This is a genomic window from Fangia hongkongensis FSC776 = DSM 21703 (genome assembly GCF_000379445.1).
Lineage (GTDB): Bacteria > Pseudomonadota > Gammaproteobacteria > Francisellales > Francisellaceae > Fangia > Fangia hongkongensis.
This window is the reverse complement of record NZ_KB902241.1, coordinates 1-25,798: the sequence shown is the minus strand read 5'-3', so window position 1 is coordinate 25,798 and position 25,798 is coordinate 1. Positions and strand designations below refer to the sequence as shown.

Sequence of the window (25,798 nt, the reverse complement as noted above, 5' to 3'; positions counted from 1 at the left end):
ATTGATGATGTTAAAAGAGCAAAGTAACTGTGTTTTATGTATTGGCGGGGTTGATCCAACTGGCGCTGCTGGGGTTTTGTTGGATACAAAAGTGGTAAGTTTTTTTGCGGTACAGTCTGTTGTAGTTGTCACTGCTAATACCGTACAAACAGGCAGTCATTTCAGCGCACTAAACCCGGTTAGTGATGCGGTTTTTATTGAGCAATTTAGTAAAATGACAGAAACTTTTCATCCGCAAGTGATTAAAACAGGGGTGCTGTGCAGTAAGGTTCAGGTCATAACAATTGCTGAGTATCTGCAAAACAATCCAGATGTACTTTATGTTTGTGATCCTGTTATAAAAAGCTCTTCAGGGGGTGAGCTGAGTGACAGAGATACTTTAACTGCATTTAAAGAAATGTTATTACCAAAGGCAACGGTAGTTACCCCAAATGCACATGAGCTTAAACTGCTATCATCAAGCTCGCATGCACTTGAAAATATAGAAGATGTCTATCGTTTGATAGTAACATTTCAAGAGAAATATCAATTTCAAAATGTGTTATTAAAGGGCGGGCATTTGCCTTTTTGCCAAGGGGTCGATTATCTTTTTGGCGGCAAAGAGGTACTGTGCTATCTCTCACCAAGCAATGATTATCAAGAGGTTAGAGGAACAGGGTGTGCCTTGGCAAGTGGGATTGCTGCACTTTTGGCCAAAGGCGAAACCCTAAAGGAGTCAATAACGCTAAGTAAGTTCTATCTTACTTATAATATTGCTAAAGCAAAGCACTTTGTTACTCAGAATATGCTGGATTATCAGCAAAATTGTATAGATTCTCCCAAGCAATATTTCCCAAAAATAACAGAACTTCCAACCTTAAAACATAAAATAAAGGCATTTCCAACCTTAAAGAGGGAAATTGGCTTTTACCCTATTGTCGATAGTGCACTTTGGGTTGAAAGGTTAGCAAAGCTTGGTGTTTTGACAATTCAGCTTCGTTTGAAAGGGGAAAAGTGTGAAGATATTGAATCAGAGATTATGCTTGCTAATAAGATTGCTAGAGAATATAAAGTTGCACTTTTCATTAATGATCACTGGCAATATGCGATTAAACACCAGTGTTTTGGTGTGCATTTAGGTCAAGAAGATTTAGAAACGGCAAATTTGCAGCAGCTGTATGAAAGTGACATTTGTCTTGGTATTAGCACGCATGACTATACAGAGCTTGGCAAAGCGCTTTATCTTAGCCCTTCGTATATTGCTTTGGGACCAATTTTTGGAACACAAACAAAGACATTATCTTTTTCTGCCAGAGGCATGGATATGCTTAACATCTGGCGTGGTATTATTCCTAACACGATACAGCTTGTCGCAATAGGTGGTATTAATAAGGGAAATATTATAGATATTGTTAAAGCAGGTGCTCATCCTGCTGTGATTAGCTATTTATCCGATGAAAACACCTATCAAAATCGTATCAAAGAGGCATTAAATATTTGTAAATAGGCTGCTCTAACACACCAATTTTTTTAAAAAATACTATAGTTTATTTATATACCAGCACAAATGATTTTGTGATGTTTAGTTGAATTTGGTGAAAGGAAGCAGCTTTTTATGCGCAGCTTAAAACAAAATATAAATTATTACTTCAAATTAGAAGATTCACGCTCCACTTATTGGCATAGGATTCGTGTGACGGTGGTGAGTATTTTTCTGGTGATTATCGGCAATGGTGTTTTTGGTGTGCTTCATTTTCTTACTGAGCCAAAGATCTATGGGGGAATCTATAGCTATTTTGTCGTTGTAATTAACCTGATTCCGCTTATGTTGATTTATTATCGTTATTACTATCTGGGAAAGCTTGTTGCAACGATGTTGTATATTATTAATACGTTTTTGTTTACCTATATCCTATATGCGCCAACTTTATGGAATTATTTGTTCTTCATGCTTGTACCGCCATTTGCCAATATGATTTTTGAAATCAATCAGCGAATGACAAAATGGGTATTATCTTTGATTGCAGTATGCTTGATGCTGTTTTGTGCCTTTTATCCTAACACACAGTATGTGATAGAAATTTCTCAGAATGATGAAATCATCACAAATGCCTTTATTCTATTATGTCTTGTGATTGTTATTTCAGCATCTATTGCAGTGATACTGTCAGATCTAGAATATAGTGAGCGTCGATTGGTTGTGCTTGCGACAACAGACTCCTTAACAGGGCTTTATAATCGCCATGCATTTGATGAAAAGGTCAGCCGTTTTCACCAACAAGAAAGCCACTATAAAAGTTGCTATAGCTTTATCTTTATTGATGTCAATAAATTTAAAATTATCAATGATACCTATGGGCATCATGCTGGAGATCAGGTGCTGGTTGAAATTGCCAATGTGCTAAAAACCAATCTTAGAGAAAATGATATTGCTACACGCTTTGGTGGTGATGAGTTTATTCTCTTTTTGCCATTCACAAAGGCAGCTGATGCCTCTTTGGTCGCTAAAAGAGTAACAGCAACAGTGCGCGAGATGGTATCTAAAATATGTGGGTTTGATGTTTCCATCAGTACTGGCGTAGCAGAGGGCACTTTGGATGAAAAGGATAAAAGCATTATTGGTCATGTCATCTCCAAAGCAGACAAAGCGCTCTATGAAGCAAAAGCCAAGGGCAAAGATGTGGTTATGCTGTAGTTAACACTAAGCTTAGGTCAGCTAATAGGGCGTAAGGCACTATTTTGTCCTTTTTGTCTAATAGGCTGTCTTGTTGTATCAATTTTTTCCGTTATATTCATGTTTCAATCTTATCTCGGCTTTGAAGGGGAAGCTGTGTTTGAGGGAGGAATTCTCTTGCTATGTCAACAAAAAGGAGAGTAATGAGATGAGAAGGAAAATATCAATCGGCTTATTTAGCATGGTATTTTTAGGTGCGGGAGCATCTGGGTATGCAAGTGATAACAGCGTTGATTTAATTGTGAAATATAAGCCTGCTATGAAAGGTGTGTTAGCCGTAAAATCGTCAAGTCAACTTGAAAGTGGCAAATTGACCGTGTTATCACAGCAGTCTATCGATCACTCAAGTGCGCTTGTTAAAGTTAGATTAAATGATGATGGTGTCAAGAAAGATGCATTTAACCAGCGTGCTTATAAGGCAGCTAGAGCTTATATGGATGAGCATCCAGAGGTGAAATATGCACTACCCAAATCTTCGAAAATGTACGCTTTTGATATGCCTGAGCCAACGGTCAGCTATTCGGCATCTAATAAAGGGAAAAATGTACATTATTGGGATTATCAATGGAGTATGCACAATACAGAGTTTGGTGTGGGGGCACCACAAGCGTGGCAAATGCTCAAAAATTACAAAACAGCAAAGACTTATGTTGGTGTTTTGGATACAGGGCTTGCAGCAAGATCACCTTATGATATTGCTAAGAGGGTAAAAACAAAAGGGAGCTATTATTTTAAACTGGATGAAGCCACGGATCAAATTGTTGCTGTTGCTGATGTAACAGATTATGGTTATGGGCGCTCACATGGGACACATGTTGCCGGAACGGTTGCTGCAAATGGACCGAATGTTACGGGTGTTGCAGGGCCGATAAAATCAGTGAAAGTTATCCCGGTTCGCGTGCTTGGTGATGATGGATCAGGCACAACAGTTGCGATTTTAAAAGCCATGCAATGGGCTGCAGGCTATAAGCTGTTGGATGTGAAGCTTACAGATGGTGGCGAGGTCAAAAAGAATCAGCACAAGGTGAGTGTAATCAATTTAAGTTTAGGACTTGGGCGAATTGATGATTACGGGCGAGAGATTGTTGATGAGGCAACTTGGAGGCGTGATTATATGGTGCCACTTTGTGCTGCATGGCAAGATACGATTGATATGACAACAAAAGCCGGTGTCACGGTGGTCATGGCAGCAGGGAATGAGTCACATCCTCTTTGGAACGCTCTGCCTGCAGGTTGCCCAAATATTGATGGAGTTGTCGTTGAATCAACAGGCCCTACCGGTGAGCTAAGTTATTTCTCCAATTATTATGACAAAACTGAGCCAATGAGAAGTTTGACAGTTAAATCACCAGGCGGAGATAAGCGAGTTGATTATGACACTGGGGGGATTTTATCAACCTTAGGGAACGGCTATGGTTATATGCAGGGTACATCAATGGCAACCCCGCATATGGCAGGAATCATTTCGTTGATTTATGCGATGAATAAAGACAGTGATTATGCTTATGTCAAATCTGTATTAAAACGTGCACAAAAACAGCGTGCCATTATCAATAGCTATGATGTTGTGAAAATGGTATTACAAGATCAAAGTGAATAAGCTTACTGATACGCTATGTGCATCTCAGCACTTAGCATTTGCAAGTTAACATTTTTGACAAGGTCCTTTTGTATCAGATAAGTGGCTGGAGCAAGTCACCGCTATTAGTCATATCTTCCTTTGTGGCGCTTATTTAATGTCAAACAGACGTTATTTGTTAAAAAACACATTAAGCTCTTTTCAATTGTGACTAAATCGATCAAAATAATGACATCTTAAATCTGTAACCCGAGATACATGATGTTACAAATTTATGGCAATAGCGCCTTATCTTCATTTAATCAGCAAAAATTATTTACAAAATTAAGAAATTTTTCAGATAAAATTCTTTCTGTTCAGGCTGAGTATATCCACTTTATTAACCTTTCTGACTCTCTGACAGAAGAAAAACTAGGAAAGCTAACTCAGCTTCTTCATTATGGCGCTGAAGGTGAGCTTCAATACAAAGAGGGGCAAAGTATTATTGTGACGCCAAGGCTTGGGACGATTTCTCCTTGGGCTTCAAAGGCAAGTGATATTATTTACAATTGTGGTTTAACTGAAGTGACAGGCATTGAGCGTGGTATTATTTATTACATCGCCTCTGAAAATACGCTTGATCAAAGTGAGCTTATGACGCTCGCTAGTGTTTTGTATGATCGAATGACACAGAGTGTTGCTTTTGATTTAGATCAGGTTGACCCATTTCAAAGCACTCATGGGCAAGGGCTCCTTGATATAATTGATGTTTTAGATAAGGGAAAGTCTGCACTTATTCATATTAATGAGAAGCTTGGACTTGCATTATCAGAAGATGAAATTGATTATTTATATAAAGCATTTGTAGATCTGGGTCGAAACCCAACAGATGTTGAGTTGATGATGTTTGCGCAGGCAAACTCAGAGCATTGTCGCCATAAAATATTTCGTGCAAGTTGGGTAATTGATGGTCAGGAAAAATCACATAGTCTTTTCCCAATGATCAAGCATACCTATGAGCATCATAAAGAAAATGTACTGTCAGCATATCATGATAACGCCGCGGTAATTGCTGGTTATTCTGGAGAGAGATTACTTCGTGATAGTGAGGCAAAGTATTATTTCAAGCAAGAGCCAATTCATATTCAGATTAAAGTAGAAACACACAACCATCCAACGGCGATTGCGCCAGATCCTGGTGCAGCAACAGGTGCTGGCGGTGAAATTAGAGATGAAGCTGCAACTGGTCGCGGCGCTAGAACCAAGGCAGGCTTAACAGGTTATACGGTATCAAACCTATATCTCCCTGATGATATTCAGCCTTGGGAGCAGCATTATGGTAAACCTGAGCGCATTGCCTCTGCGCTTGATATTATGCTAGAGGCGCCAATAGGGGGCGCTGCCTTTAATAATGAGTTTGGCCGTCCAAATCTGTGTGGGTATTTTCGTACCTATGAGCAGAGAGTTGATAATCAAGTCCGAGGGTATCATAAGCCAATTATGATTGCAGGTGGCTATGGGAATATCCGTTTGGAGTATGTAAAGAAAAATAAAATTCCTGATGGCGCCAAAATCATTGTATTAGGTGGGCCGGGGATGCTGATCGGTCTAGGTGGGGGTGCTGCCTCTTCTGTGGACTCTGGCAGTTCAGAGGAAGACCTTGATTTTGCCTCTGTGCAACGTGGAAATCCTGAGATGCAAAGAAGAGCGCAAGAGGTGATTGATGCTTGCTGGATGAGTGATGATAATCCTATTATCAGCATTCATGATGTCGGTGCGGGTGGGATTTCCAATGCCTTGCCTGAACTGGTTGCTGATTGTGACATGGGGGCAATATTTGATTTAAATGCAATCCATGTTGCCGAGAGTATGTTATCTCCGCTTGAGATTTGGTGTAATGAGTCTCAAGAGCGTTATGTGCTTGCGATCTTAGAGAAAGATTTAGCACGTTTTGATGAGATTGCGAAACGTGAGAGATGCCCTTATTCAGTTGTTGGTGAAGCTACTAATGAAAAAACATTGGTTCTGAAAGATGTAAATTCAAAGAAAGATCCCATCCATATGCCTTTATCGGTGCTTCTTGGGAACCCACCAAAGCTTGTTAAGAATGTGAGATCATCAGATAATGCCTATACGAGGTGGGATTATAGTAAAGTTGATCTTGCTGAGGCAACAAAGCGTGTTTTAAGATTACCGGCTGTAGGAAGTAAAAAGTTTCTTATTACTATTGGTGATAGGAGTGTTGGTGGATTAACGGCAAGAGATCAAATGGTGGGTCCTTGGCAGGTGCCGGTTTCAGATGTGGCGGTGACCGCCTCTGATTACACAGGTTATCATGGTGAGGCGATGGCAATGGGTGAGCGCCCAACGTTGGCAATGATGAACCCACCAGCGGCAGCAAGAATGGTGATAGGGGAGGCAATTACTAATATTGCAGCGGCTTATATTTATCACCTTTCAGATGTCAAACTCTCAGCCAACTGGATGGCTGCATGCGGTCAGATGGGCGAAGATGCTAAGCTGTATGAAATGGTAAAAACAGCAGGCTTAGAGTTTTGCCCTAAGCTTGATCTTACTATTCCTGTAGGTAAAGACTCACTCTCAATGAAAACCTTTTGGCAGGAAGATGGCACTGATAAGTCTGTGACCTCACCGGTTTCATTGATTGCAACTGCATTTGCGCCAGTTCAGGATATCAGGCGTACACTAACGCCACAGCTTAGGGTAACTATTCCTGAAACAGATTTGATTTTAATTGATTTAGGGGGTGGCAAAAACCGTCTGGGTGGTTCGGCACTTGCGCAGGTTTTCAATGAGCTAGGTGATCAAACACCTGATATTGAAGCAGAAGATTTAAGAAACTTTTTCGCTGCCATTCATGAGCTGGTGAAACGCGATAAGATTTTAGCCTATCATGATCGCTCTGATGGTGGATTGATGGTGACGCTTTGTGAGATGATGTTCGCTGCCAAATGTGGGCTTGAGATTCATATTGATAATTTAGGTGAAGATGTTATCAGCACGCTTTTTAATGAAGAGCTTGGTGCGGTTATTCAAATTAGAAATAGCGATAGAGATATTGTTATGTCAGCATTGGCAGGTTTCCAGTTAAAAGCGCATGTGATAGGTGAACCTGTCACTGATCAGGAAGACTCATCACTGAGTATCTTTGATGATATAGATGAGGTGTTTCATGCGACACGTGCTGAGCTCCAGACACTTTGGTCTGAGACATCATATCAAATTCAAAAATTGCGTGATAACAGTGAGTGTGCTGAGAAAGAGCATGCCTTAATCAAAGGCTTTAATGATTATGGGCTTTTTGCTCAGGTTCCTTTTGATATGCGTGAGGATGTTACAGCAAGCTACATTAATTCAGGCGTTAGACCGAAGGTTGCGATACTGAGAGAGCAAGGGGTAAACAGTCATAATGAGATGGCAGCTGCTTTTTCTTTGGCAGGCTTTGAAGCTATTGATGTCACAATGAGTGATTTGCAAAGTGGACGTTTTGATCTTGAGAGCTTTAAAGGTTTGGCTGCTTGTGGTGGATTTTCATATGGCGATGTATTAGGGGCAGGCGGTGGCTGGGCCAAGTCGATTTTATTTGATGAGAAGCTTAAAGAGATGTGCACGCAGTTTTTTCACCGTGCTGACAGCTTCAGTGTTGGCATGTGTAATGGCTGTCAGATGCTATCGCAATTAAAGTCATTAATCCCTGGTGCTGAGAGTTGGCCAAAGTTTGTGAATAATGACTCCAATCAGTTTGAAGCCAGATTCTCGCAAGTGGAAATTATGGAGAGCCCTTCAATTGTGTTTCAGGATATGCAAGGACTTAAAATGCCAATTGTAGTTTCTCATGGCGAGGGGAAAGTGCAATATGACGATGTACAAGATGCTAAGCGTCTTTTAGAGAATAAACAATCGGTAATGCGTTATATTGACAGTCATGCGAACCCTACAGAGCATTATCCATTAAATCCAAATGGCTCTGAAGGAGGAATGACAGCATTTACAAGTGTAGATGGGCGAGCAACGATTATGATGCCGCACCCAGAGCGAGCATTTCGTTTGACGCAGTTATCATGGTATCCATTTGATTGGCGTAATAAAGACAAAGAGTACTCCCCTTGGATGCGCCTTTTCAGAAATGCCAGAGTATGGGTTGATTGAAGATAAATCATACTTGATTTGATATGCCATCCTTTCAGTGTTATACTTTGTATAATTAAATGCTTTGGAGCGTATCATGCACGTAAATGCAAAAGTCTTAAAATGGGGAAATAGTCTAGGCATTAGATTATCAGGTGCCCTTAAAGACCTAACTGACTTTAAAGCTGGTACAGAAGTGGATATCGAAATCAAAAAAGATGGTTTATTTATACGAAAATCGCCACAAAAAACAATCTTGCCATTTTCTGAATCTGCTTTGCTTGAAGGCTTAGATGAAAAAAGTCATGATAGTCTTTTGGCTAAACCACAAGGCGATGAGTGGTATGACTGAGCAGTATATTCCTCAAAGAAATGATATTGTTTGGCTTGATTTTGAACCCACAAAAGGCAAAGAAATAGGGAAGTACCGCCCTGCTTTTGTCCTATCTTCTAAAGAATATAATCAAAAAACTGCTACACTGATTTGCTGTCCAGTCAGCACATCCATTCGTGGTGGTATTACCGAAGTACATATTAACAATTTAGAGAGTAAATCTGTTGTGGCTGCTTCAATTGTGCAAACCTTATCTTGGAAAGATAGAAAGTGTAAGTTCATTGCTAAAGCAGAAAAAGGCGTATTTAAAGAGGTTATATTGAGGATTTTGCCATTAATTGGTGCTGAAGAAGTAATACAAGAAGCTTTGAGTAACAAATAAAAAAAATACATTGTTAATACAATTTTTACTTAGGTATACAATGTATGTACGATTTGGTGAAATTTGAGTGTGATTATGCTAACAAATATTAAAAAATGGGGAAATAGCGCCTATATTATTTTTCGCTATAATTTGATATGGTGTATGCCAGCCAGATAGCGTATGTTAACTAAGATAAATACATATAATTTAGGATAGTTTAATGTTATTGAGAGAGCATAAAAAAGCGTTAACGCTGTCATCATTAGGTGGGCTTTTAGAGTTTTACGATTTTATCATCTATGCGCTTTTAGCTGGGTATTTATCTCAGCTTTTTTTCCCCGAAACTTCAAGTATAAATGGTCTTTTAGCCGTTTTTAGTGCTTATGCGGTAGGTTATTTTGCAAGACCTTTCGGTGGCCTTATTTTTGGACACTTTGGTGATAAATATGGCAGAAAGAAAACCTTTACCATTTCGATTTTAATGATGGCGCTTTCGACACTTTTAATTGGTTTGTTGCCAACCTATGAAACAATTGGGGCATTAGCGCCAGTATTACTGGTGATTTTTCGCATATTCCAAGGTATTTCAGTTGGCGGTGAAATTCCAGGCGCTATTACTTATATCAGTGAGATTGCACCGGAGAAAAAAGGCTTTATGACCGGGACAATATTTTGCTTTTTAATTGCAGGTGTGGCTGTTGGGTTTATTGTGGAGGCGGTGCTGTTAACGATATACACGCATCAAGTAATGCTTGATTGGGCATGGCGTATACCCTTTATTCTAGGCGGTATTTTTGGACTTGTTGCCTATTATTTAAGACGCCAGCTGATGGATATTAAAAGTTTTCGTCCCTTTATTGAAAAAGAGTTTGCCTTGCCTGTGACAAAGCTCCTTAAAACACAGCTTTGGAATTTCATCTATGGCACGGTCTTAGTCTCTTTTGGAGCACTTGCCTTTGTCACTTTATTTATCTTTTTGCCATCATATATCTCTAAAGTACTATCTTTAAAACTGAGCAACTTTATTTGGATGAATAGTCTTGGAGTCATTATCCTTTCTATTTTATGTATTGCGATTGGCTTTTGTGCGGATAAAATGAGTAAAACCGTATTACTTGTGATCAGTTGTGTTTTGCTGTTATTTTTACCAACAGTGATTTACGGTATTTACATCTCTCAGGCGAGCTATTATTTTTATGCAATCCTCTTAAGCGCCATTGTTTGCGCTTTTTGTTGGGGTAACATTCCAGCAATATTGGTTGAATTGTATCAACAAGATGTGCGTTATACTGGTATTGGCTTTGCCTACAATTTAGGTTTTGCTGTTTTTGGCGGCTTGACACCTTTGATTGTTTTATCAGTGATTAAAGTGACACATGATGTCAGTGCTCCTTCTTATGTGCTTGCTGTTGGCAGTATCATCACATTAATTTTTATTGTGCTAAATAGTATTATTAAGCGAGTCAAATAATTTGCCCTTTGTTAAAGTTGCCCTTCAAGGTCCTTTTTTTGATGGGCTTGATTATTTTTATGATCATAAAGAGACGATAATACCTTTCTCACGTGTACTGGTGCCTTTTGGCAAGCGTAAATTAATTGGTGTCGCTTTGAGTGTATCTGATCACTGTGAATATGATCAAACTAAGGTGAAATCAATTATTAAGTTGATTGATAAAAAGCCGCTTTTCTCTAGAGAAAGCATAAAGCTTATCAAGTGGATGAGTGAGTATTATCATGTGCCCATTTATCAGGTTTTAAAAATAGCGCTACCGAAGTTGTTGTTAAGTGATGAAAAAGCGAATGTTTCCAAGGAAGTTTATTATCGCTTAGTGAACAAAAGTGTCCCACTCTCTAAACGTGCAACAAAGCAAAGGTTGCTTGTTGAGTTATTAGCTAAAGAAGATCAATCACAAAAAGAGCTTGCAGTACAGGGAATTACAAAACCAACTATGCAGGCGCTTTTAGATTTAGAGGTTATTGAAAGTTATACAAAGGATGTGACGTATCATCTAACCAAAGAGGCTCAAGATGAACCCAAAAGCTTGAATGTAGAGCAAAAGCTTGCAGTTGATAGGATTCAAAATGAGATAGGGGCATTTCATTGCAGCTTATTGTATGGTGTGACAGGAAGTGGCAAGACGGAAGTTTATCTACAGAGCATTGCTCCACTTATCAATCAAAATAAACAAGTTCTGGTCTTAGTGCCAGAGATTAATCTAACACCTCAAACATTGGCACGCTTTAATGAGCGCTTTAATGTGCCTGTTGCTGCGATTAGTTCTAAAGTATCTGATCAAATGCGCCTTAATTATTGGTTTGGGGTAAAAGAGGGCACTATTAAAATCGTCATTGCAACGCGTGCAGGTCTTTTATATCAGTTTAAAGATTTGGCAATGATTATTGTTGATGAAGAGCATGATGCATCCTTTAAGCAGCAAAGCGGTGTCTATTATCACGCGCGCGATGTTGCCATTATGAAGGCGCACCAGCTTAATATCCCTATTATTCTTGGTAGTGCAACGCCCTCAATTGAAAGCTATTACCATGCAACGGTGACTAAAAAGTACGAATTAATACAACTCTCTAAGCGCGCTTTAAGTGATACAGATAATGATGTTAATTTGATTGATTTACAGAAACAGAAAGTCACCTCAGGGCTGTCAAATACGCTTAAGCATAAGATTGATAGATGTATTAAGCAAAATAAACAGGCGCTTATTTTTGTTAATCGACGCGGATTTGCCCATACGCTTGTATGTAATGATTGTGGTTGGTGTGCGATGTGTGAGGCTTGTGATAAACCCTACACGCTTCATATGCACCCACAGCATTTATCTTGCCATTTTTGCGCTAAAGCACAAAAGATTTATCATCAGTGTCCAAACTGTCACTCTGATGCACTTATTGACATCGGTCATGGCACAGAAAAGTTAGAGCAATATTTGGCAGAAGCGTTTCCAAATGCGCGAATTACGCGATTAGATAGGACAATAACACAGAAAAAAGGCGTGCTTGAGGCGCAGCTTGATCGTATTGCCAAGCAAAAAACGGATATTATTATTGGCACGCAAATGATCGCTAAGGGGCATGATTTTAAGCATGTTGCTTTAGTGGGTATTGTTAATGCCGATAGTGGATTTTATTCACAAGATTTCCATAGCATCGAAAGAACAGCTCAGCTTATTACGCAAGTGGCAGGGCGTGGAGGGAGAGCTGGTGAAAAAGGAGATATTTCTGTACAAAGCTATCAGGTAGATAACCCGATGCTGAATCTGATTTTAAACGGTCAATATCAAAAGTTTCTAGATTCACTTTTACTGACAAGACAGTATTTGGAGTATCCGCCTTTTTTCTATCAAGTTTATCTTTATGTTCAAGCACAACAAAAGGAACTTGTGCTAAGTAGTGCCAGTGGAATGGTAAGTCATATCAAACAGGTTATAGAGAGTAATCAGTTATCTGTGAATATCGTTGGCCCTATATCAGCAATTCACGAGAGAAGTGCAGGGAAATATCTGCAAAGCGTGATGTTAACGGCAGAGAGTAGGCAGCCGCTACAGCAAACGCTCCATGCAATGCGTGCATTTATTTACCAGCAAAGGAAAGTTAAAATTATCATTGATATCGATCCAATTGAAATGAAATAAACACATTTCTCTTTTAACGTTCACATCTACTTAACAGCTGTTTAGATTTAGCTGGTTTACGCGGGTGATTCAAAGGGTTAATTTAAATAAGACATACTAGAGGCAGCGCGATTCGAAGCCCTAAAATTCCTGCCTCTGGTATGTTGTCATATCAATGGTTATATCAATTGTACATCATGACAAATTACAGTGCTTTAAATATAAGAAAGCAGTTGTAATCGAGCATGCAAGTGACATAACGCAAAATATCATGGAAAGGATAAATGCCGCCTATGAATCGCTGATCACAAAAAGCGCTTGATATGCGGTAACAATTTAGGAGAAATATCAATAATGACATACTTTCGTGTTTGTGATGTGCCAGAAAAGGATGAGTTAAAGTACTTTCCCAAAGGGCGTAAGAAAGCAGTAGAGATTCCAAAAGTAATCCATCAGTTTTGGGTGGGTGGCAAGCCACTTGTTAAATCTGTTCGTCACTCAATTTTATTAGCCAAAAAACAACCTGATTTCAAAGTGATTTTTTGGACAAACTCAAAGAAGTTGGTGTTGGAGCAGCTAGATAGTTTGTATGGAACAGAAACGACTAAAAGCGTAAAAAATTTTGAAATTAGAAACATTAAAGAGCTATTGGAATATGTTGCCATTAATCATGTGAAGATATTTAATGGCGACAATCCCATCTATAATCGGCAAATTAATGCCAGTAATTATCTAAGAGCACCTGAGTATGGACAGCATGTCAAACGCGATATTCCAAAGCTAATGCTCTACACATTTAACCGCTTCGCTTCCATTATAGGGTTTAGCTATAAACCAGATCAATATGGATTCAAATCAACAACACAAGATTATGCTTCATCTGATACTTTGGTGGAGAATCTCTCATATAATAACTACGCCTCTTTTGTCAGTCTCCTTCGTCTTGTTGCTCTGCTAAAGTATGGTGGTCTTTATACGGATCAAGATGAAAATATCACAAAAAAGCTTTCCTCAGAAGATTTAGTGGTTGAAAGTACAACCCAGTTTGCTACAGCGTATATGAGAAACAACTCATTTTTGATGTCGACAAAGTATGATGTCAATAAGAGTCAATCTGTACATAGACGTATGGAAAAAATGAAATCAAATCCTTTTCAGATAGATATGAGTAAATGGCAAGAGCATGGTGCACAAGATGTATTAATACTTTTTTTAGCAATACATCTAACTCAGATTATTATTAAAACGTCAAACCCATCTTTAAAGCAAAGGCAAAAATCAGAGTTTTCTCAATTTTCACGCTATATTACTTTATTTGCAAATATGACGCCGAGTAGTCAGCCTTATTTGTCACAGACAGGGTATGTGAATCCAAATATTCGTAAGCATGATGTGCCTTTAGCCATTGCAAGATTAACCAATCCAGATACCGATATCCCAATTAAAAATTATCGTGATTTGGAAAGGCAACTATACTTAAGCCCATTTGATGCACAAAGGTTTCAAGGAAAAGTTAGCACGTTTCAAAGTGATGATCCCCGTGAAAAGTTTCAGAGAACTTATAACTCAATTTCAGTAGGGCCTGGGTCTGTTCATGTCTATTTAATGATGAAAAACTCCATGGAAAAAGATTTGCCTAGCTGTTTGGTGTTACAAAAATTTAAAAAGCATATTGATGGAACATTTTGGGGAACATGGCGGGAGGATATTGAAACACATAATCTGGATATACCCATTGAGTCACCTTTATTGATTAAGGATTTACGCAGTAGAGAGGGAGAGGGTATTTTGTTAACAATAGCACTTTGTTTGCCTATGCTATATGCTGCAACCTTATTTTATCAGACAACTTCCTATAAAAATCGCTATAAACAGGACTTTTTGGATGCTGATAATTTGATGTTGGCAACTTCAACACTGACTGTAAGTGAGCTAGATAGCCTCAAATATGGCAGTATTTCAGGCAATGTGAATGAGTTTTTTATAAATAGTGTTCTTGATGTCGCTAAAACCTCATCACATCATCAAAAATGGCTATGTGAGAATATCATTCGCATTTGTCGCAATCAACAAGGTCCTTTGTATCAAGCTATTCTTAAAAGCGCGAAGTTTCTAGCGCACATTCCTCAATATATTGAGGAGAAACTCAATGAGCTGAAAGTGCCAAAAGATAAACAAAGGAAAATTGCGGATTTTTGTAAAAGCAAATATGGGGCATTAGATCGCAATATAAGTCAAATTGCTTCACAGCACCTTATAGGCATGACTCAGAAAGAAGGGGCCTCAAAAGCACAGAGAAAATTTATTTATTTACCTGATAGCAAAGCTTCTTCTTGTATGAGTGATAGCTGTACTCGTTCATTTGATTTCTTTACTCGCAGGCATCATTGTCGGCGATGCGGAAATATATTTTGTGATAAATGCTTGGATAAATATACACTTGATAAAATAAACATTCGAACAGCACTTGAAGAGCAAGATATCTGGGCTAAATATGAAAACCCAATGAAACTTTGTGCGCCTTGTCATGGGTTGGTAAGTGTTTAAATTATTTTGCTGAAATTGAATATAGAGGTATAAAGTATGATAAAAGTAAAAAGGCTAGGGAGTTATCGCGGCTATTTATTGCTTCGAAAGGTTTTATATCCATTATGGTGGGTGTTAGAGAGTCAGTGGGTTGTTGTGAGTGAACACAGAAAAATCTTAAAAATTTGCAGAAAATCAGGCAGCCCTAGTGCTTTTTTGGTGATTTTATGGGCGCCTATTATGTGTTTCCCTCAGTGGTTTATTGCACCTTTGTTTGGTTTCAAACTGCTAACCTTAGCGATATTTTTTGCACGAATATTGGCAATGTGTATTGTTCGAAAACTTGATGAGATTATGCCTTTTACAAGGGGGTTAGGTCTTTGTCACCTATTGAGCTTTGGACCTGTGTTAGTACTGCTTTGGGTTGTCCCTTGGCCGCAAGGTGAAAGTGTTTATTTTTACATATTTCTTTGGAGTCAGATAGCTGTGATTAGCTTGTGTATATTTTTTGATGTGCGAGATTTTCTGTTTTATCTTGCAGGGGAGTCATATCCTTGCTATATCCGTGAGGCCGTTAGAAACGGTGCTTTACAGGTAGAAAATGCAAAGGCATATGAAGCAGTCACTTGGAAATCAAGGTTACTTGGGCCTTAAATAGAAATAGTCTGAGTGAGTATCAGTCAATATTTGATCTAATCTACTTTGCACAATAACCCCCATCAATAAGAATATTACTCCCGAGGATAAAGTCTCCAGCCTCATGAATTAAATAGAAGATAAGCGAGGCTACTTCTTCAGGTGTGCCAATGCGGGTATTGAGCTGTGTTTCTTTTTCTTCTTGATGTACTTCACTTTCACTGCGGCCAGAGCGCTCACAGTAGTTTTTCACTGCCTTTTGATAAAGTGGTGTATCAATAGTGCCGGGGCAAACACAGTTTGCGCTTATGTTATATTGGGCATAGTCAATAGCAATGTTTTTTGTCAGCTGAGCGATAGCCGCTTTAGTCAGCCCATAGGCAGCTGAGTTTCCTTTGCCGATAAAGCTTTGGTCTGAGCCGATGGTTACAATTCTTCCACCATGTGCTTTCATTAAGGAAACAGCGTGTTTGAGAACAAAAAAACATGAGCTTAGGTTGGTATTTATCACCTTGTAATAATCATCAATACTTGTGGACTCTACTGTGCCAGAGTAGTGAATGCCAGCATTAGAGATAAGTGCATCGATTGTGTGAAATTGCGCCTTAATCTTGTCAAAGGCATCTTGAATTGCATTAGGGCTACTGAGATCTACCAAAATATCAACATCAGCAATGTTAGATGGCATGATATCAAAGTTGATGATGTAATAATTGGCAGCTTTAAAGCGTTTGATAGAGGCAAGACCAATCCCGTTACTGCCGCCTGTGATCAGTAGTATCTTTTGTTTTGTACTCATTTTCCTTTCTCTCCTCTCAATAAATTTGTAAAATTACAATTACTGCCGCGATGATATTAGGTTGAAGATGCCAAGTCAAATTACAGAGCTAGAGATAAATTTAAGACAGAAGCTTGCAAGTGCCCATCATATTGTTCATTACTATGGATGGGATGATTTACTGGCAACACACTTAAGTGCTAGAATTCCTGACACAGATACCCTGTTGGTCACACCGCACAATGTAACATTTGAAAATGTCACAGCGGACAATTTAGTAAAAACCGATTTATATGGAAATATCATTTCACAAAATTCTTATAAAGTAATGCCACAGGCCGTGAACATTCATGCTGCAATTTACCGTCATAGTGCGCATTGTATGAGTGCAATGCATACACATAGCACCTATGGGGTTACCGTTTCGTCATTAAGCTCAGGACTTTTGTTTTTTAATCAGCAGTCACTTCGTTTTTATAATGATGTTGCCTATCATGATTTTAATGGACTTGCGCTTGAAAATGAAGGTGAGGAAATTGTTGCCTCCTTAAAAGGCAAAAGTGTGATGATTCTGCGCAATCATGGGCTTTTAACAACAGGAATAGACATTGAAACCGCGCTTTATCGGTTATATTATCTGGAGATATGCTGCAAATTACAGGTGTTAGCACAAAGCACCAATCAAAACATGGTGACTATTTCTGAAGCTGTCTGTCAAAAAACCAAATCGCAGTTTGATCGAATCTTAACGCCATACAAAGAGTTTGAAGCACTGAGTGCTCGAGTGACAAGCTAAGCTTATCTTACAACGTATCAATGTTTTTATTAAGCGCAGGGAGTGCAATTGGGTTCTCAACGAGTTTTTGTATTGAGACAGTTTGGTGATTTTGAGCCTTTTTAAGCGCTTGATATTCGCTAATAACAAGGTACAACCAAGCGCCAATGATAATAAAAAGAGTGATGATAAGAATTATTAAGCGCTTAATCATATATCACATAAAAAAATAAAAATTGAATCCGTGTTAGAAAGGGTAATCAAATTTGTGCCATATGTGTAGTGCTTATTTAGCTTGATCAATCACATCTTGAAGTTCGCCTGACTCTTTCATCTCTAAAATGATATCACAGCCACCAACGAGCTCGCCATTGACATAAAGCTGAGGAAAAGTCGGCCAGTTAGCATATTCAGGCAATGTGGCGCGAATCTCTGGGTGCTCTAAAATGTTCACAAATGAAAAGGCTTTACCACAGCTTCTAATAGCATTAACGGCATGAGCAGAAAATCCACATTGCGGCATATTCGGTGTGCCTTTCATATAAAGTAAAATGCTGTTGTCTTCAATTTGTTCTTTAATGGTTTCAATAACCGTTTCTTTATCAAAAGCCTCTGGAGAGCTCATTTTTGTATCCTCTGTTAGCTCCAACCTTGAAATGGTGGATGATTAGTATTATATTGCTCGTACATCATATCATTTCACGGCCATTGGTCAATATTATAACAAGGAGTAATTACATGTTCGAATTACCAAAGCTTCCCTATGAAAAAAATGCGCTTGCGCCTTATATCTCTGAGGAGACAATTGAATATCACTATGGCAAGCACCATCAAACTTATGTCAATAACTTGAACAATCTTGTGCCGGGCACAGAGTACGAAGGCAAATCACTAGAGGAAATTATTCTTGCATCTTCCGGTGGCATTTTTAATAATGCGGCACAAATTTGGAACCATACATTTTATTGGTATGGTTTGACACCAAACAGCACAAAAGCGCCAGCAGGAGCACTTAAAAATGCAATTGAGGCAAAATTTGGCAGCTTTGATGCGTTTAAAGAAGAGTTCTCAAAAGTAGCAGCAACAACCTTTGGTTCAGGTTGGGCATGGCTTGTTAAAGATGAAAAAGGCGAGCTGAAAATCATCAGCACTTCCAATGCAGGCTGCCCGTTGACTGATGGTTATACGCCACTTTTAACCTGCGATGTATGGGAGCACGCTTATTATATTGATTATAGAAATGCGCGCCCAGGCTATATCAAAAACTTCTGGGAAATTGTTGACTGGGAGTTTGTTGCCAATAATTTTGCGGCATAATAACTAGCACAGCTGTTATTAATTAAGCGTTTTTCAACCTATTTACATCCCTTTTGTCTGAGGCTTTATCTTCTTAATTGCGAGGGGAAAATGCCCTAAATTCTAGAGATATCAAAGTATTTTCCACATCGGCATCATCAAATTGTTTTTTATATGGACTGTCTACACAATACAATAAATGAGTGCGGAAGGTATTTATATATTCCGCTGTTCATGTCTATGAAGATAGGGTATAAATATAGTAAGGCATTCAGAAGGAGAAAGTTATGGATCAAAAAGATGTGGATGCACGCTTAAAGCTAATACTTTCAGCGCAGGTTGATAAACTCGATGAGCTTGAAAAAGTGTGGATGTCAGGCTATGCCCATGGTATTCAAAGTAGACCTGATGACAGTAACCCTTTTCCAGAAAATACAGTAGAGCATAATTATTGGCTGGAAGGGTATCAATCTGGTGAATATGGTGAAAAGCCGCTTTTTCCTGAGTATATTTCAGTATTAGCAGATCACTTGGAGGGCAAAGATGGTGAGCTGGAGGAGCGCAAACGCTTCCATTTAAATAAAGTTGACAGGTTGATTGCAGGTACAGGGGTGAGTGTTGCTACCGCCTCAATGGTCGCTGCAGCATTAATTAACTTTGTTGCCTAGGGAGAGCTATATGACCACAAAAATTAAAATATGTGGCATTACTGACTTAGAGGATGCACTTTTTGCAATTGAATGCGGCGCTGATGCGCTTGGCTTTGTTTTTTATGCAAAATCCCCGCGTTATGTCTCTACCACGCATGCACGTGTGATTATTCAACAGCTGCCGCCATTTGTCAGTGTATTTGGTTTGTGTGTTAATGCTGATAGTGAATATGTCAAAGAAATCATTTCCACTGGCGTGAATATTCTTCAATTTCACGGTGATGAATCAGCTGCATTTTGCCAACAGTTTAACTTTCCTTTTGTTAAAGCGATACGTGTACGCTCAAATGAAGATATTATCGAGGCTGATAACCAATACCCTGAGGCTAGAGCATTGCTGCTTGATAGTTATGATCAAAATCTCTATGGTGGATCTGGAATGGCTTTTGACTGGTCAATGATTCCTGAGAGCCTTAGAAATAAAGTGATTGTTGCAGGTGGGCTAAATGCTGATAATGTGGTTTCAATGCTTGAAGGTGTTAAACCTCTTGCTGTAGATGTCAGTAGTGGTGTTGAAGTGCAAAAAGGCGTGAAGTCACATGAAAAAATTCAGGCATTTTGCGATGCAGTCAGGCGATTTGATTGTCATTTAAGGTTAGCCTAAGCATTATCCAAAGAAGCTAGCGAATGGTTTCAAAAGCAATTTTCCATTGATCGGCATTTTCAATGGCATGAGCGGTCAGCTCAAGTGTGCCAATTTCTGTGTGAAGTGCACTGATATGTACAGGAACATGCTGTGCATTTTGATAATTGGCAGCAGAAAGCGTTAAACGAAGTGGCGTAAGTTCGATCAGTCCTGCCTCTTCCCAGTTACCGATAATATCACCCAAAGCGTCATCTGGGCGATGGTTTGCTGCAAAGAATTTAAATTCAACAGGTTCGCCGACAACAAGTGAGAATGTCTCTCCTGTATAAGTGATCATCTCACCACTTTCCATGCCCTGAGTGGCAATACAAAGTGCCTCAACAGGTGGCTGAAAGCCGGGAATTGCCGGCATAGGTGATTCAATTCCAATGTAAAAGGCATGTGATGCACCGCCTTTGATTTTGATGCCATGTCCAATTAATGCATCGGCAAAAATCGTGGCGCCATAGGCAACAGAGGTTTCATAATCAGCGCCTTTAAGCTCAATCACTTGCGTAGTTTTTCTGTTTTTTGTGGTTTTTGATGCACTAAGCCAGTCATTGACAGTCTCAAGCAGTTGTTTTCTGATAATATCGGGCTTAAAAACACCTCCATTAAACAAGATGGCTTTTGGTTTGACAAAACTTTTTTTATCCTGTGATTGTGTATGCAAAAACTGTGCCAAATGTCTTGTGATGGCAGGGTCTTGTGTATAGTTGAGTGAAAAACGATTAATACCAGCGCGCGTAGTGTGTTTAGGATGATCATTAATGGAGACTTTCGGGAAAAACCCCTCTAACATAATTTGTTGAATATCTTCGCGGCTTAACGTTGTTTTTAATGCATCTTCAAATAGCTGAGAGGATCGCCCTGGAACAATGACAGAAATCTCATCAAGATTATCATCACTTAATAGTCTTTCTTTTGCATCACGGCAGCTGTGGACAAGTGCTTGTAATTGCCAGTGTTCGATATGTTGACCTTGATCAAGAAGACGTTGTTGAGTGGTATAAGCGAGCATTAAATCAATATTATCGCCACCGACTAGTATATGATTACCCACTGCAATTCGCTTAAACTCAAGATCGCCATTATTATCCTCAACTTGAATCAGTGAGAAATCAGTCGTGCCACCGCCGACATCGATCGCAAGAATGATATCTTCTTTCTCTAAAGTGTCACGCCAAGTATCTTGATGCTTATGAATCCAGCCATAAAGTGAAGCTTGCGGCTCTTCAAGTAACGTCACTTTTTCAAAATCACACAATCTTGCAGCTTCAACGGTTAGATCTCTTGCCGCAGGTTCAAAAGAAGCAGGAATCGTAATAACAATTTTCTGCTGAAAAAGTTGTGCTTGTGGAAATTGATTGTTCCAAGTGTTTTTAATGTGTTCAAAAAAGTGCGTATATGCCTCAAGTGGGGAGATTTTTTCCACTCCTTCAGCCGCTTGATAGGGCAAGAGCCCTTTTCGTTTATCAATGGTTGGTTGGCAAAGCCAGCTTTTAACACTCGTAATGCTTCTATTTGGTGTGCTTTGTGCTTTTGATTTAGCAAACTCACCAACGATAATACTGGTGTCAGTCTGCCATGGCAGGGTGATATCATCCAAGGTGATTTCTGCTTCATTGGGGATATATAAAAAAGAAGGCATCAACACTTTATCTTCATATTGTCCATGCTCAACAAACTGGGGAATATTGAGTGTGTGTATCTCGCCATCTTCTTCAATTGTCTTATAAGTGACAGCGGAGTTGGTAGTGCCCATGTCGATGCCAATAATATATTTCTCTGCCATTATCTCACCTCAATTTCAGCAGGTTGAAGGATATCAGGATTTGCTTTTTCAGTTAAAGTTGGCAGTGATAGTGATTCTATTTGCCAGCCTTTATGAATTAAAATTCCTTTGATAGGACTTTTGATATGATGGTTTCCCGTTAGATTAACTTTGGTGCGATCAAAGTCAGGATTGAGAGTTATGTTTGTATTTTCATTTGTATCATAAATAGCTTTAATGATGCAATGTTTCTTAAGTGCTCTATTGCACCCGCGATGGACAACCTTTGCGGCATTCGCAACTTCTTTATCATTAAATTGATCGATATTCTGTGTCAGAAAATCAAGGAGGCGACCTTGTTTTTGTAAGATTTTTAATAATTGCTTTGCAGCATTATTATTTACTGGAAAATCTGTTTTTGTTTCTGTCACATCGACCTGAAGCTTCCCGCAGAAAAAAGCTTTTACTCTTTGTTTCCACGACAGTCTCATATCCATAAATATATAGGCTCAGATATCTCTCGGTATACACTCAGTTTAACGTATTCATTTGGTGCATCAAGTCTTTCTTTGATCAATTAGACCATGCTACATGCCAAATAGAATTAAATTCCCCTTGTGGCATGTTAGCCGGTCCCGCCCCCACGCGTAATTTGATTATAAAAACACATTTATTTGTATAATATCTACAAACAAGTAGCTTTTATAATTTGCCAATGATAAAGTGTTCTTTGTCAATGTTCAAGCTGAAAAACAACCCTTAATGGTGGTATTTTTAAAAAATAAGCGATAATGTTAAAAAATGCAGTTAAATGACAATCATTCTTCACTGAAATATGAGCCACTGGTGCACAATATTTGCCGAGAGCTCTTTTCCAAAACGCCTGTTAGTTTTTTTAACTTTGGGCGATTTTATAAAAATGGTTATGTGTTAAACCTTTCTTCAAAAAATAAATGGCATAGGCATTTTTGGGATAAAAACTATATTACTTTGGTGCATGAGCGCTTGGAAGAGGGTGTGAATTATTGGTTAAGTCATGATGAAATGAGTCATGCGGCAACGGATGCTGAGGAAAATTTTGGGATTTATGGACGGATAGAAATTGTAGAGGGGCATCAACATTATATTGATATTTTTGGCTATGGTTGTTCTAAGGAAAATAAGGATATTATTATCAATTATTATTTAAATAATATGTCTCAGCTGAAAAACTTTAATCTCCATTTTCTTTCAGAAATGTCACCAATTATCGCTAAAATAGAGAAAAATGAGGATTTTTTACCACTACCTTTTTATCCATCAACACGTAAACAAAAGCATATTGACTTAAACCTTGTCAATCAGTCAAAAAAGGTGGTATTTACGCATCATGAAACGGATATTGTTTTTACTTCCTATCAGTTTAAAGTACTGGCATTTAAGCTCAGAGGATATAGCATAGCTGAAATTGCCAATTGTCTAAATAACTCTGAAGAGACAGTTAAAACACATTTGAAAAATATTAAGAAAAAGATTCACCTACAGAAGCATGAAGGCTTTATTGAAAAGTGCATTGAGATTGGTATTTATGATCTGTCAGAAAGCACGTATAAAAGTTGTTTGCGGCAATACCTTAAAAGAGTAAAAAGCTTAAGGTAGACTGTAGTAGTGTTTAGCATTGAGATAAAATAGCTTGTGTAAATCTTGCTTGGAAACGCCCTCAAGGCTTTTATGAATTGCACTGATCCATTTTTCTACCGTTCCTGTTAGTTCGCAAACAGGCCAGTTTGAGCCATATATAACACGATCTTTTCCAAAAGCATGAAAACAATGCTGGATAATAGGAGACATATCCTCTATTGCCCATTGATAATCCGCTTGCATAAAACCACACTCTGATATTTTGCAAATGACATTGTTAAGTGCTGCATAGTTTTGAATACCTAAAGACCATTTATCCCATGTTTGGCTATCTGCTTTAGGTGGGCAAGCACCGCAGTGATCGATAATAAAAGTTGTGTTAGGACAGAGTGAGGCAAGTGTTATGCCATAGTGCATATCATCAACAGGCATAATAAGATCACACATAATATTCAACTGCCCCAAAAGCTGTGTGTTTTTGATAAAATTCTCTTCAGTGGTGATTTTTGGATCTGAGGCAAAGAAATTATGCCGAACTGATTTAATATTGCTATTCTTTGCATAGTGCTGGATATACTCAGGAAAGTCAGAAGATGCTAAATCGCATCCAATGCCAGCAGCAGCAACCTGAGTATTATTGTTACACAATGCTATGGCAAGGTCAGCTTCCATTTTTTGATGATCATGAGCCGTGTCAACTTCCATATAAACTGACTGTACAATGTTGCTGTTATGAATTGCGCTTATGTAATCATTTAGTGTGTATATGGGGCGAAGCGTGTCTTTAAATAACTCAAGCCAAGGCATTGGCAGTTTTGTGCTATCCCAAATGTGAAAATGACTATCGATAATTTCTCCATTATTAGTATGCATAGATTAACATTCCTTCTGTGATTTACTTGCCCTATTCTAGGTGATTCATTGCTATATCACTATGTCCATGTTTGCTTTCGATTATTTCTTTTAAGGTAAGTAGCACATTAGCAACACGTGGAAACCCAATGATTGGAATAGCAAGTAATAAGACTTCAACAATCATTTGTGTTGTTGCACCGAGGTTGTAGGCAGCATCTATATGAGAGTGAAGTTGTTTTTGTGTGTCGCCAAGCATAGTACACATGGCGATAATTAAAAGCTCTTTTAGAAGCATGGGCAGTAGAGGGCGGGAGAGTATTTCTCCAAATGCAAAGTTAAAGGTTAAATCAGTAAACTCAGGTGATATATTACTGAGCGTATTAATTAATCTCTCCCCTGCATGTTGACCATGAAGCGAGTTAAAAAGTGCTTTAGCTTCTTTGGGGAAGTGATCTTTGTCAATAAGCAAAGTAAATAACTCTGAGGATTTGGTAGGTGAAAAATCGATTAGCTTGAATGTGGCAACTTGTGCAAAATGGTAAGGATCGTTGTCAATATAGCTCTGTGCTTCATCAATGCTCATATTGCTAATAATAAAGCCGCCTTCACGGTTATTATAAGGTCCTGATGCATGTATCAAGTTTTGTTGATAATAGTGCTCTAGGTGTAAAATATGCGCTTTTCTATATTGATCAACTTCGTTAAGAGGTTTTATATATTGGACATGTATTAATATCATCATTATCTCCATTGTGTTTGAGTTACCCATTTACTATACTTTGATCTCAAATAGATATTAATAGCGTATATTTGAAATGACTGATCGTAATTTAGATCAAATAAAGCTAACCAATATGCATTATAAAGTGCTGGATAAACTTGCAAGTGTGCAGAATTTTCGCCGAAGTGCTAAAGAGTTGAACTTGTCAATTTCAGTGATTTCTAAGTACATTAAAGACTTGGAAGCATTTTATCAGGTTCCCCTTTTTTATCGCACAACGAGACAAGTGACATTAACCGACGAGTTAAAACGAATCTTGCCAAGGGTAAGAGAGATCCTAGCACTTGAGTCCGAGATAAAAAATGATGGTAGTGTTTTACTTTGTCTTAACTCTGTGTAGAATACTCAATCAAAAATGGCAAAAATTGACGTTACTTGCAGGCTATGTAAATCCAACAATACAGTAAAGGCTGGTAGGCATAGGATAAAGTCAAACCCTGAGGGAGTTCAGAAGTATAAATGCCAAGATTGTGGCAAATACTTTCAGCTTGAATATAAAGCAAAAGGCAGGCTTCCTGAGACAAAAGAAAAGATTATTGATATGTGCAACAATGGTAGTGGTATTCGTGATACGGCACGTGTGCTCAAAGTCAGCACTAAGACAGTGATTAATACAATAAAAAAAAGCCTGTAACTTACTGAAATGTAATTGGGGTTTGCTTTTAAACCTAGGCTCAG

24 protein-coding genes are annotated in these 25,798 nt (G+C 38.6%); 17 read left to right on the top strand and 7 right to left on the bottom strand.

Going from position 1 to position 25,798, the window contains the following annotated elements:
• Positions 1-7: 7 nt before the first annotated feature.
• The 10 genes from A37Q_RS0102875 to A37Q_RS0102830 all read left to right on the top strand — a co-directional run bounded on the left by A37Q_RS0102875 (position 8) and on the right by A37Q_RS0102830 (position 15,924).
• Complete coding sequence (locus A37Q_RS0102875) at positions 8-1,486, top strand: PfkB family carbohydrate kinase (RefSeq protein WP_018298766.1); 1,479 nt, start codon at positions 8-10, stop codon at positions 1,484-1,486.
• A gap of 108 nt (positions 1,487-1,594) precedes the next feature.
• Positions 1,595-2,674 carry a diguanylate cyclase gene (locus A37Q_RS15750; RefSeq protein ID WP_018298765.1) on the top strand — a complete coding sequence of 360 codons (1,080 nt, stop codon included), beginning with the start codon at positions 1,595-1,597 and terminating at the stop codon, positions 2,672-2,674.
• A gap of 187 nt (positions 2,675-2,861) precedes the next feature.
• Positions 2,862-4,313 carry a S8 family serine peptidase gene (locus A37Q_RS0102865; protein ID WP_018298764.1) on the top strand — a complete coding sequence of 484 codons (1,452 nt, stop codon included), beginning with the start codon at positions 2,862-2,864 and terminating at the stop codon, positions 4,311-4,313.
• 240 nt (positions 4,314-4,553) lie between these two features.
• Positions 4,554-8,441, top strand: a complete 3,888-nt coding sequence (gene purL, locus A37Q_RS0102860) for a phosphoribosylformylglycinamidine synthase (protein WP_026196481.1) — start codon at positions 4,554-4,556, stop codon at positions 8,439-8,441.
• Between the two features lie 76 nt (positions 8,442-8,517).
• Positions 8,518-8,772 carry an AbrB/MazE/SpoVT family DNA-binding domain-containing protein gene (locus tag A37Q_RS0102855; RefSeq protein WP_018298762.1) on the top strand — a complete coding sequence of 85 codons (255 nt, stop codon included), beginning with the start codon at positions 8,518-8,520 and terminating at the stop codon, positions 8,770-8,772.
• On the top strand, positions 8,765-9,136 hold the full coding sequence (locus A37Q_RS0102850; protein ID WP_018298761.1) for a type II toxin-antitoxin system PemK/MazF family toxin: 372 nt from the start codon (positions 8,765-8,767) through the stop codon (positions 9,134-9,136). The genes A37Q_RS0102855 and A37Q_RS0102850 overlap by 8 nt, the downstream gene beginning before the upstream one ends.
• Before the next feature lie 202 nt (positions 9,137-9,338).
• Positions 9,339-10,589, top strand: coding sequence for an MFS transporter (locus A37Q_RS0102845; RefSeq protein WP_018298760.1), 1,251 nt, complete (start codon positions 9,339-9,341; stop codon positions 10,587-10,589).
• A 1-nt stretch (position 10,590) separates the two neighbouring features.
• Complete coding sequence (priA, locus tag A37Q_RS0102840) at positions 10,591-12,765, top strand: replication restart helicase PriA (protein ID WP_018298759.1); 2,175 nt, start codon at positions 10,591-10,593, stop codon at positions 12,763-12,765.
• A 333-nt stretch (positions 12,766-13,098) separates the two neighbouring features.
• A complete protein-coding gene (locus A37Q_RS0102835; RefSeq protein WP_018298757.1) occupies positions 13,099-15,291 on the top strand; it encodes an FYVE zinc finger domain-containing protein in 2,193 nt (730 codons plus the stop codon).
• A 36-nt stretch (positions 15,292-15,327) separates the two neighbouring features.
• Complete coding sequence (locus A37Q_RS0102830; protein WP_018298756.1) at positions 15,328-15,924, top strand: hypothetical protein; 597 nt, start codon at positions 15,328-15,330, stop codon at positions 15,922-15,924.
• A gap of 43 nt (positions 15,925-15,967) precedes the next feature.
• On the opposite strand, the gene A37Q_RS0102825 is transcribed toward A37Q_RS0102830, so the two are convergent.
• Positions 15,968-16,705 carry an SDR family NAD(P)-dependent oxidoreductase gene (locus A37Q_RS0102825; protein WP_018298755.1) on the bottom strand — a complete coding sequence of 246 codons (738 nt, stop codon included), beginning with the start codon at positions 16,703-16,705 and terminating at the stop codon, positions 15,968-15,970.
• Between the two features lie 67 nt (positions 16,706-16,772).
• Here A37Q_RS0102825 and A37Q_RS0102820 point away from each other — a divergent pair, with 67 nt between their 5' ends.
• Positions 16,773-17,480, top strand: a complete 708-nt coding sequence (locus tag A37Q_RS0102820; protein ID WP_018298754.1) for a class II aldolase/adducin family protein — start codon at positions 16,773-16,775, stop codon at positions 17,478-17,480.
• 7 nt (positions 17,481-17,487) lie between these two features.
• Here the strand turns inward: A37Q_RS0102820 and A37Q_RS0102815 are convergent, their stop codons facing one another.
• Both A37Q_RS0102815 and grxD read right to left on the bottom strand, forming a co-directional pair.
• Positions 17,488-17,673 carry a hypothetical protein gene (locus A37Q_RS0102815; protein WP_018298753.1) on the bottom strand — a complete coding sequence of 62 codons (186 nt, stop codon included), beginning with the start codon at positions 17,671-17,673 and terminating at the stop codon, positions 17,488-17,490.
• 72 nt (positions 17,674-17,745) lie between these two features.
• Positions 17,746-18,084 (bottom strand): Grx4 family monothiol glutaredoxin, encoded by a 339-nt coding sequence (grxD, locus tag A37Q_RS0102810; RefSeq protein WP_018298752.1) that lies wholly within the window; start codon positions 18,082-18,084, stop codon positions 17,746-17,748.
• 113 nt (positions 18,085-18,197) lie between these two features.
• Between grxD and A37Q_RS0102805 the strand changes: the two genes are divergently transcribed.
• The 3 genes from A37Q_RS0102805 (at position 18,198) to A37Q_RS0102795 (ending at position 20,069) form a co-directional block, all read left to right on the top strand.
• Positions 18,198-18,776: a superoxide dismutase gene (locus A37Q_RS0102805; RefSeq protein WP_018298751.1), complete on the top strand. Its 579-nt coding sequence runs from the start codon at positions 18,198-18,200 to the stop codon at positions 18,774-18,776.
• Positions 18,777-19,042: 266 nt separating this feature from the next.
• Positions 19,043-19,423, top strand: coding sequence for a ribosome modulation factor (locus A37Q_RS0102800; protein WP_018298750.1), 381 nt, complete (start codon positions 19,043-19,045; stop codon positions 19,421-19,423).
• Between the two features lie 10 nt (positions 19,424-19,433).
• Entirely contained in the window at positions 19,434-20,069 is a 636-nt protein-coding gene (locus A37Q_RS0102795; protein ID WP_018298749.1) for a phosphoribosylanthranilate isomerase, read from the top strand.
• 16 nt (positions 20,070-20,085) lie between these two features.
• Here the strand turns inward: A37Q_RS0102795 and A37Q_RS0102790 are convergent, their stop codons facing one another.
• The gene (locus tag A37Q_RS0102790; RefSeq protein ID WP_018298748.1) at positions 20,086-21,885 is read right to left on the bottom strand and encodes an Hsp70 family protein; all 1,800 of its coding nucleotides are present in this window, start codon (positions 21,883-21,885) and stop codon (positions 20,086-20,088) included.
• A complete protein-coding gene (locus A37Q_RS14470; protein WP_018298747.1) occupies positions 21,885-22,361 on the bottom strand; it encodes a DUF2760 domain-containing protein in 477 nt (158 codons plus the stop codon). The genes A37Q_RS0102790 and A37Q_RS14470 overlap by 1 nt, the downstream gene beginning before the upstream one ends.
• A 304-nt stretch (positions 22,362-22,665) precedes the next feature.
• On the opposite strand from A37Q_RS14470, the gene A37Q_RS0102780 reads away from it, so the two are divergent.
• On the top strand, positions 22,666-23,502 hold the full coding sequence (locus A37Q_RS0102780; RefSeq protein WP_018298746.1) for a helix-turn-helix transcriptional regulator: 837 nt from the start codon (positions 22,666-22,668) through the stop codon (positions 23,500-23,502).
• Here the strand turns inward: A37Q_RS0102780 and A37Q_RS0102775 are convergent.
• A complete protein-coding gene (locus tag A37Q_RS0102775) occupies positions 23,494-24,357 on the bottom strand; it encodes an amidohydrolase family protein (protein WP_018298745.1) in 864 nt (287 codons plus the stop codon). The genes A37Q_RS0102780 and A37Q_RS0102775 overlap by 9 nt on opposite strands.
• A gap of 31 nt (positions 24,358-24,388) precedes the next feature.
• Positions 24,389-25,078, bottom strand: a complete 690-nt coding sequence (locus A37Q_RS0102770) for a carboxymuconolactone decarboxylase family protein (protein WP_018298744.1) — start codon at positions 25,076-25,078, stop codon at positions 24,389-24,391.
• 76 nt (positions 25,079-25,154) lie between these two features.
• Here A37Q_RS0102770 and A37Q_RS0102765 point away from each other — a divergent pair, with 76 nt between their 5' ends.
• Both A37Q_RS0102765 and A37Q_RS0102760 read left to right on the top strand, forming a co-directional pair.
• Positions 25,155-25,460 carry a LysR family transcriptional regulator gene (locus A37Q_RS0102765; protein ID WP_018298743.1) on the top strand — a complete coding sequence of 102 codons (306 nt, stop codon included), beginning with the start codon at positions 25,155-25,157 and terminating at the stop codon, positions 25,458-25,460.
• A 15-nt stretch (positions 25,461-25,475) separates the two neighbouring features.
• A complete protein-coding gene (locus A37Q_RS0102760; protein ID WP_018298742.1) occupies positions 25,476-25,754 on the top strand; it encodes a transposase in 279 nt (92 codons plus the stop codon).
• Positions 25,755-25,798: the final 44 nt, after the last annotated feature.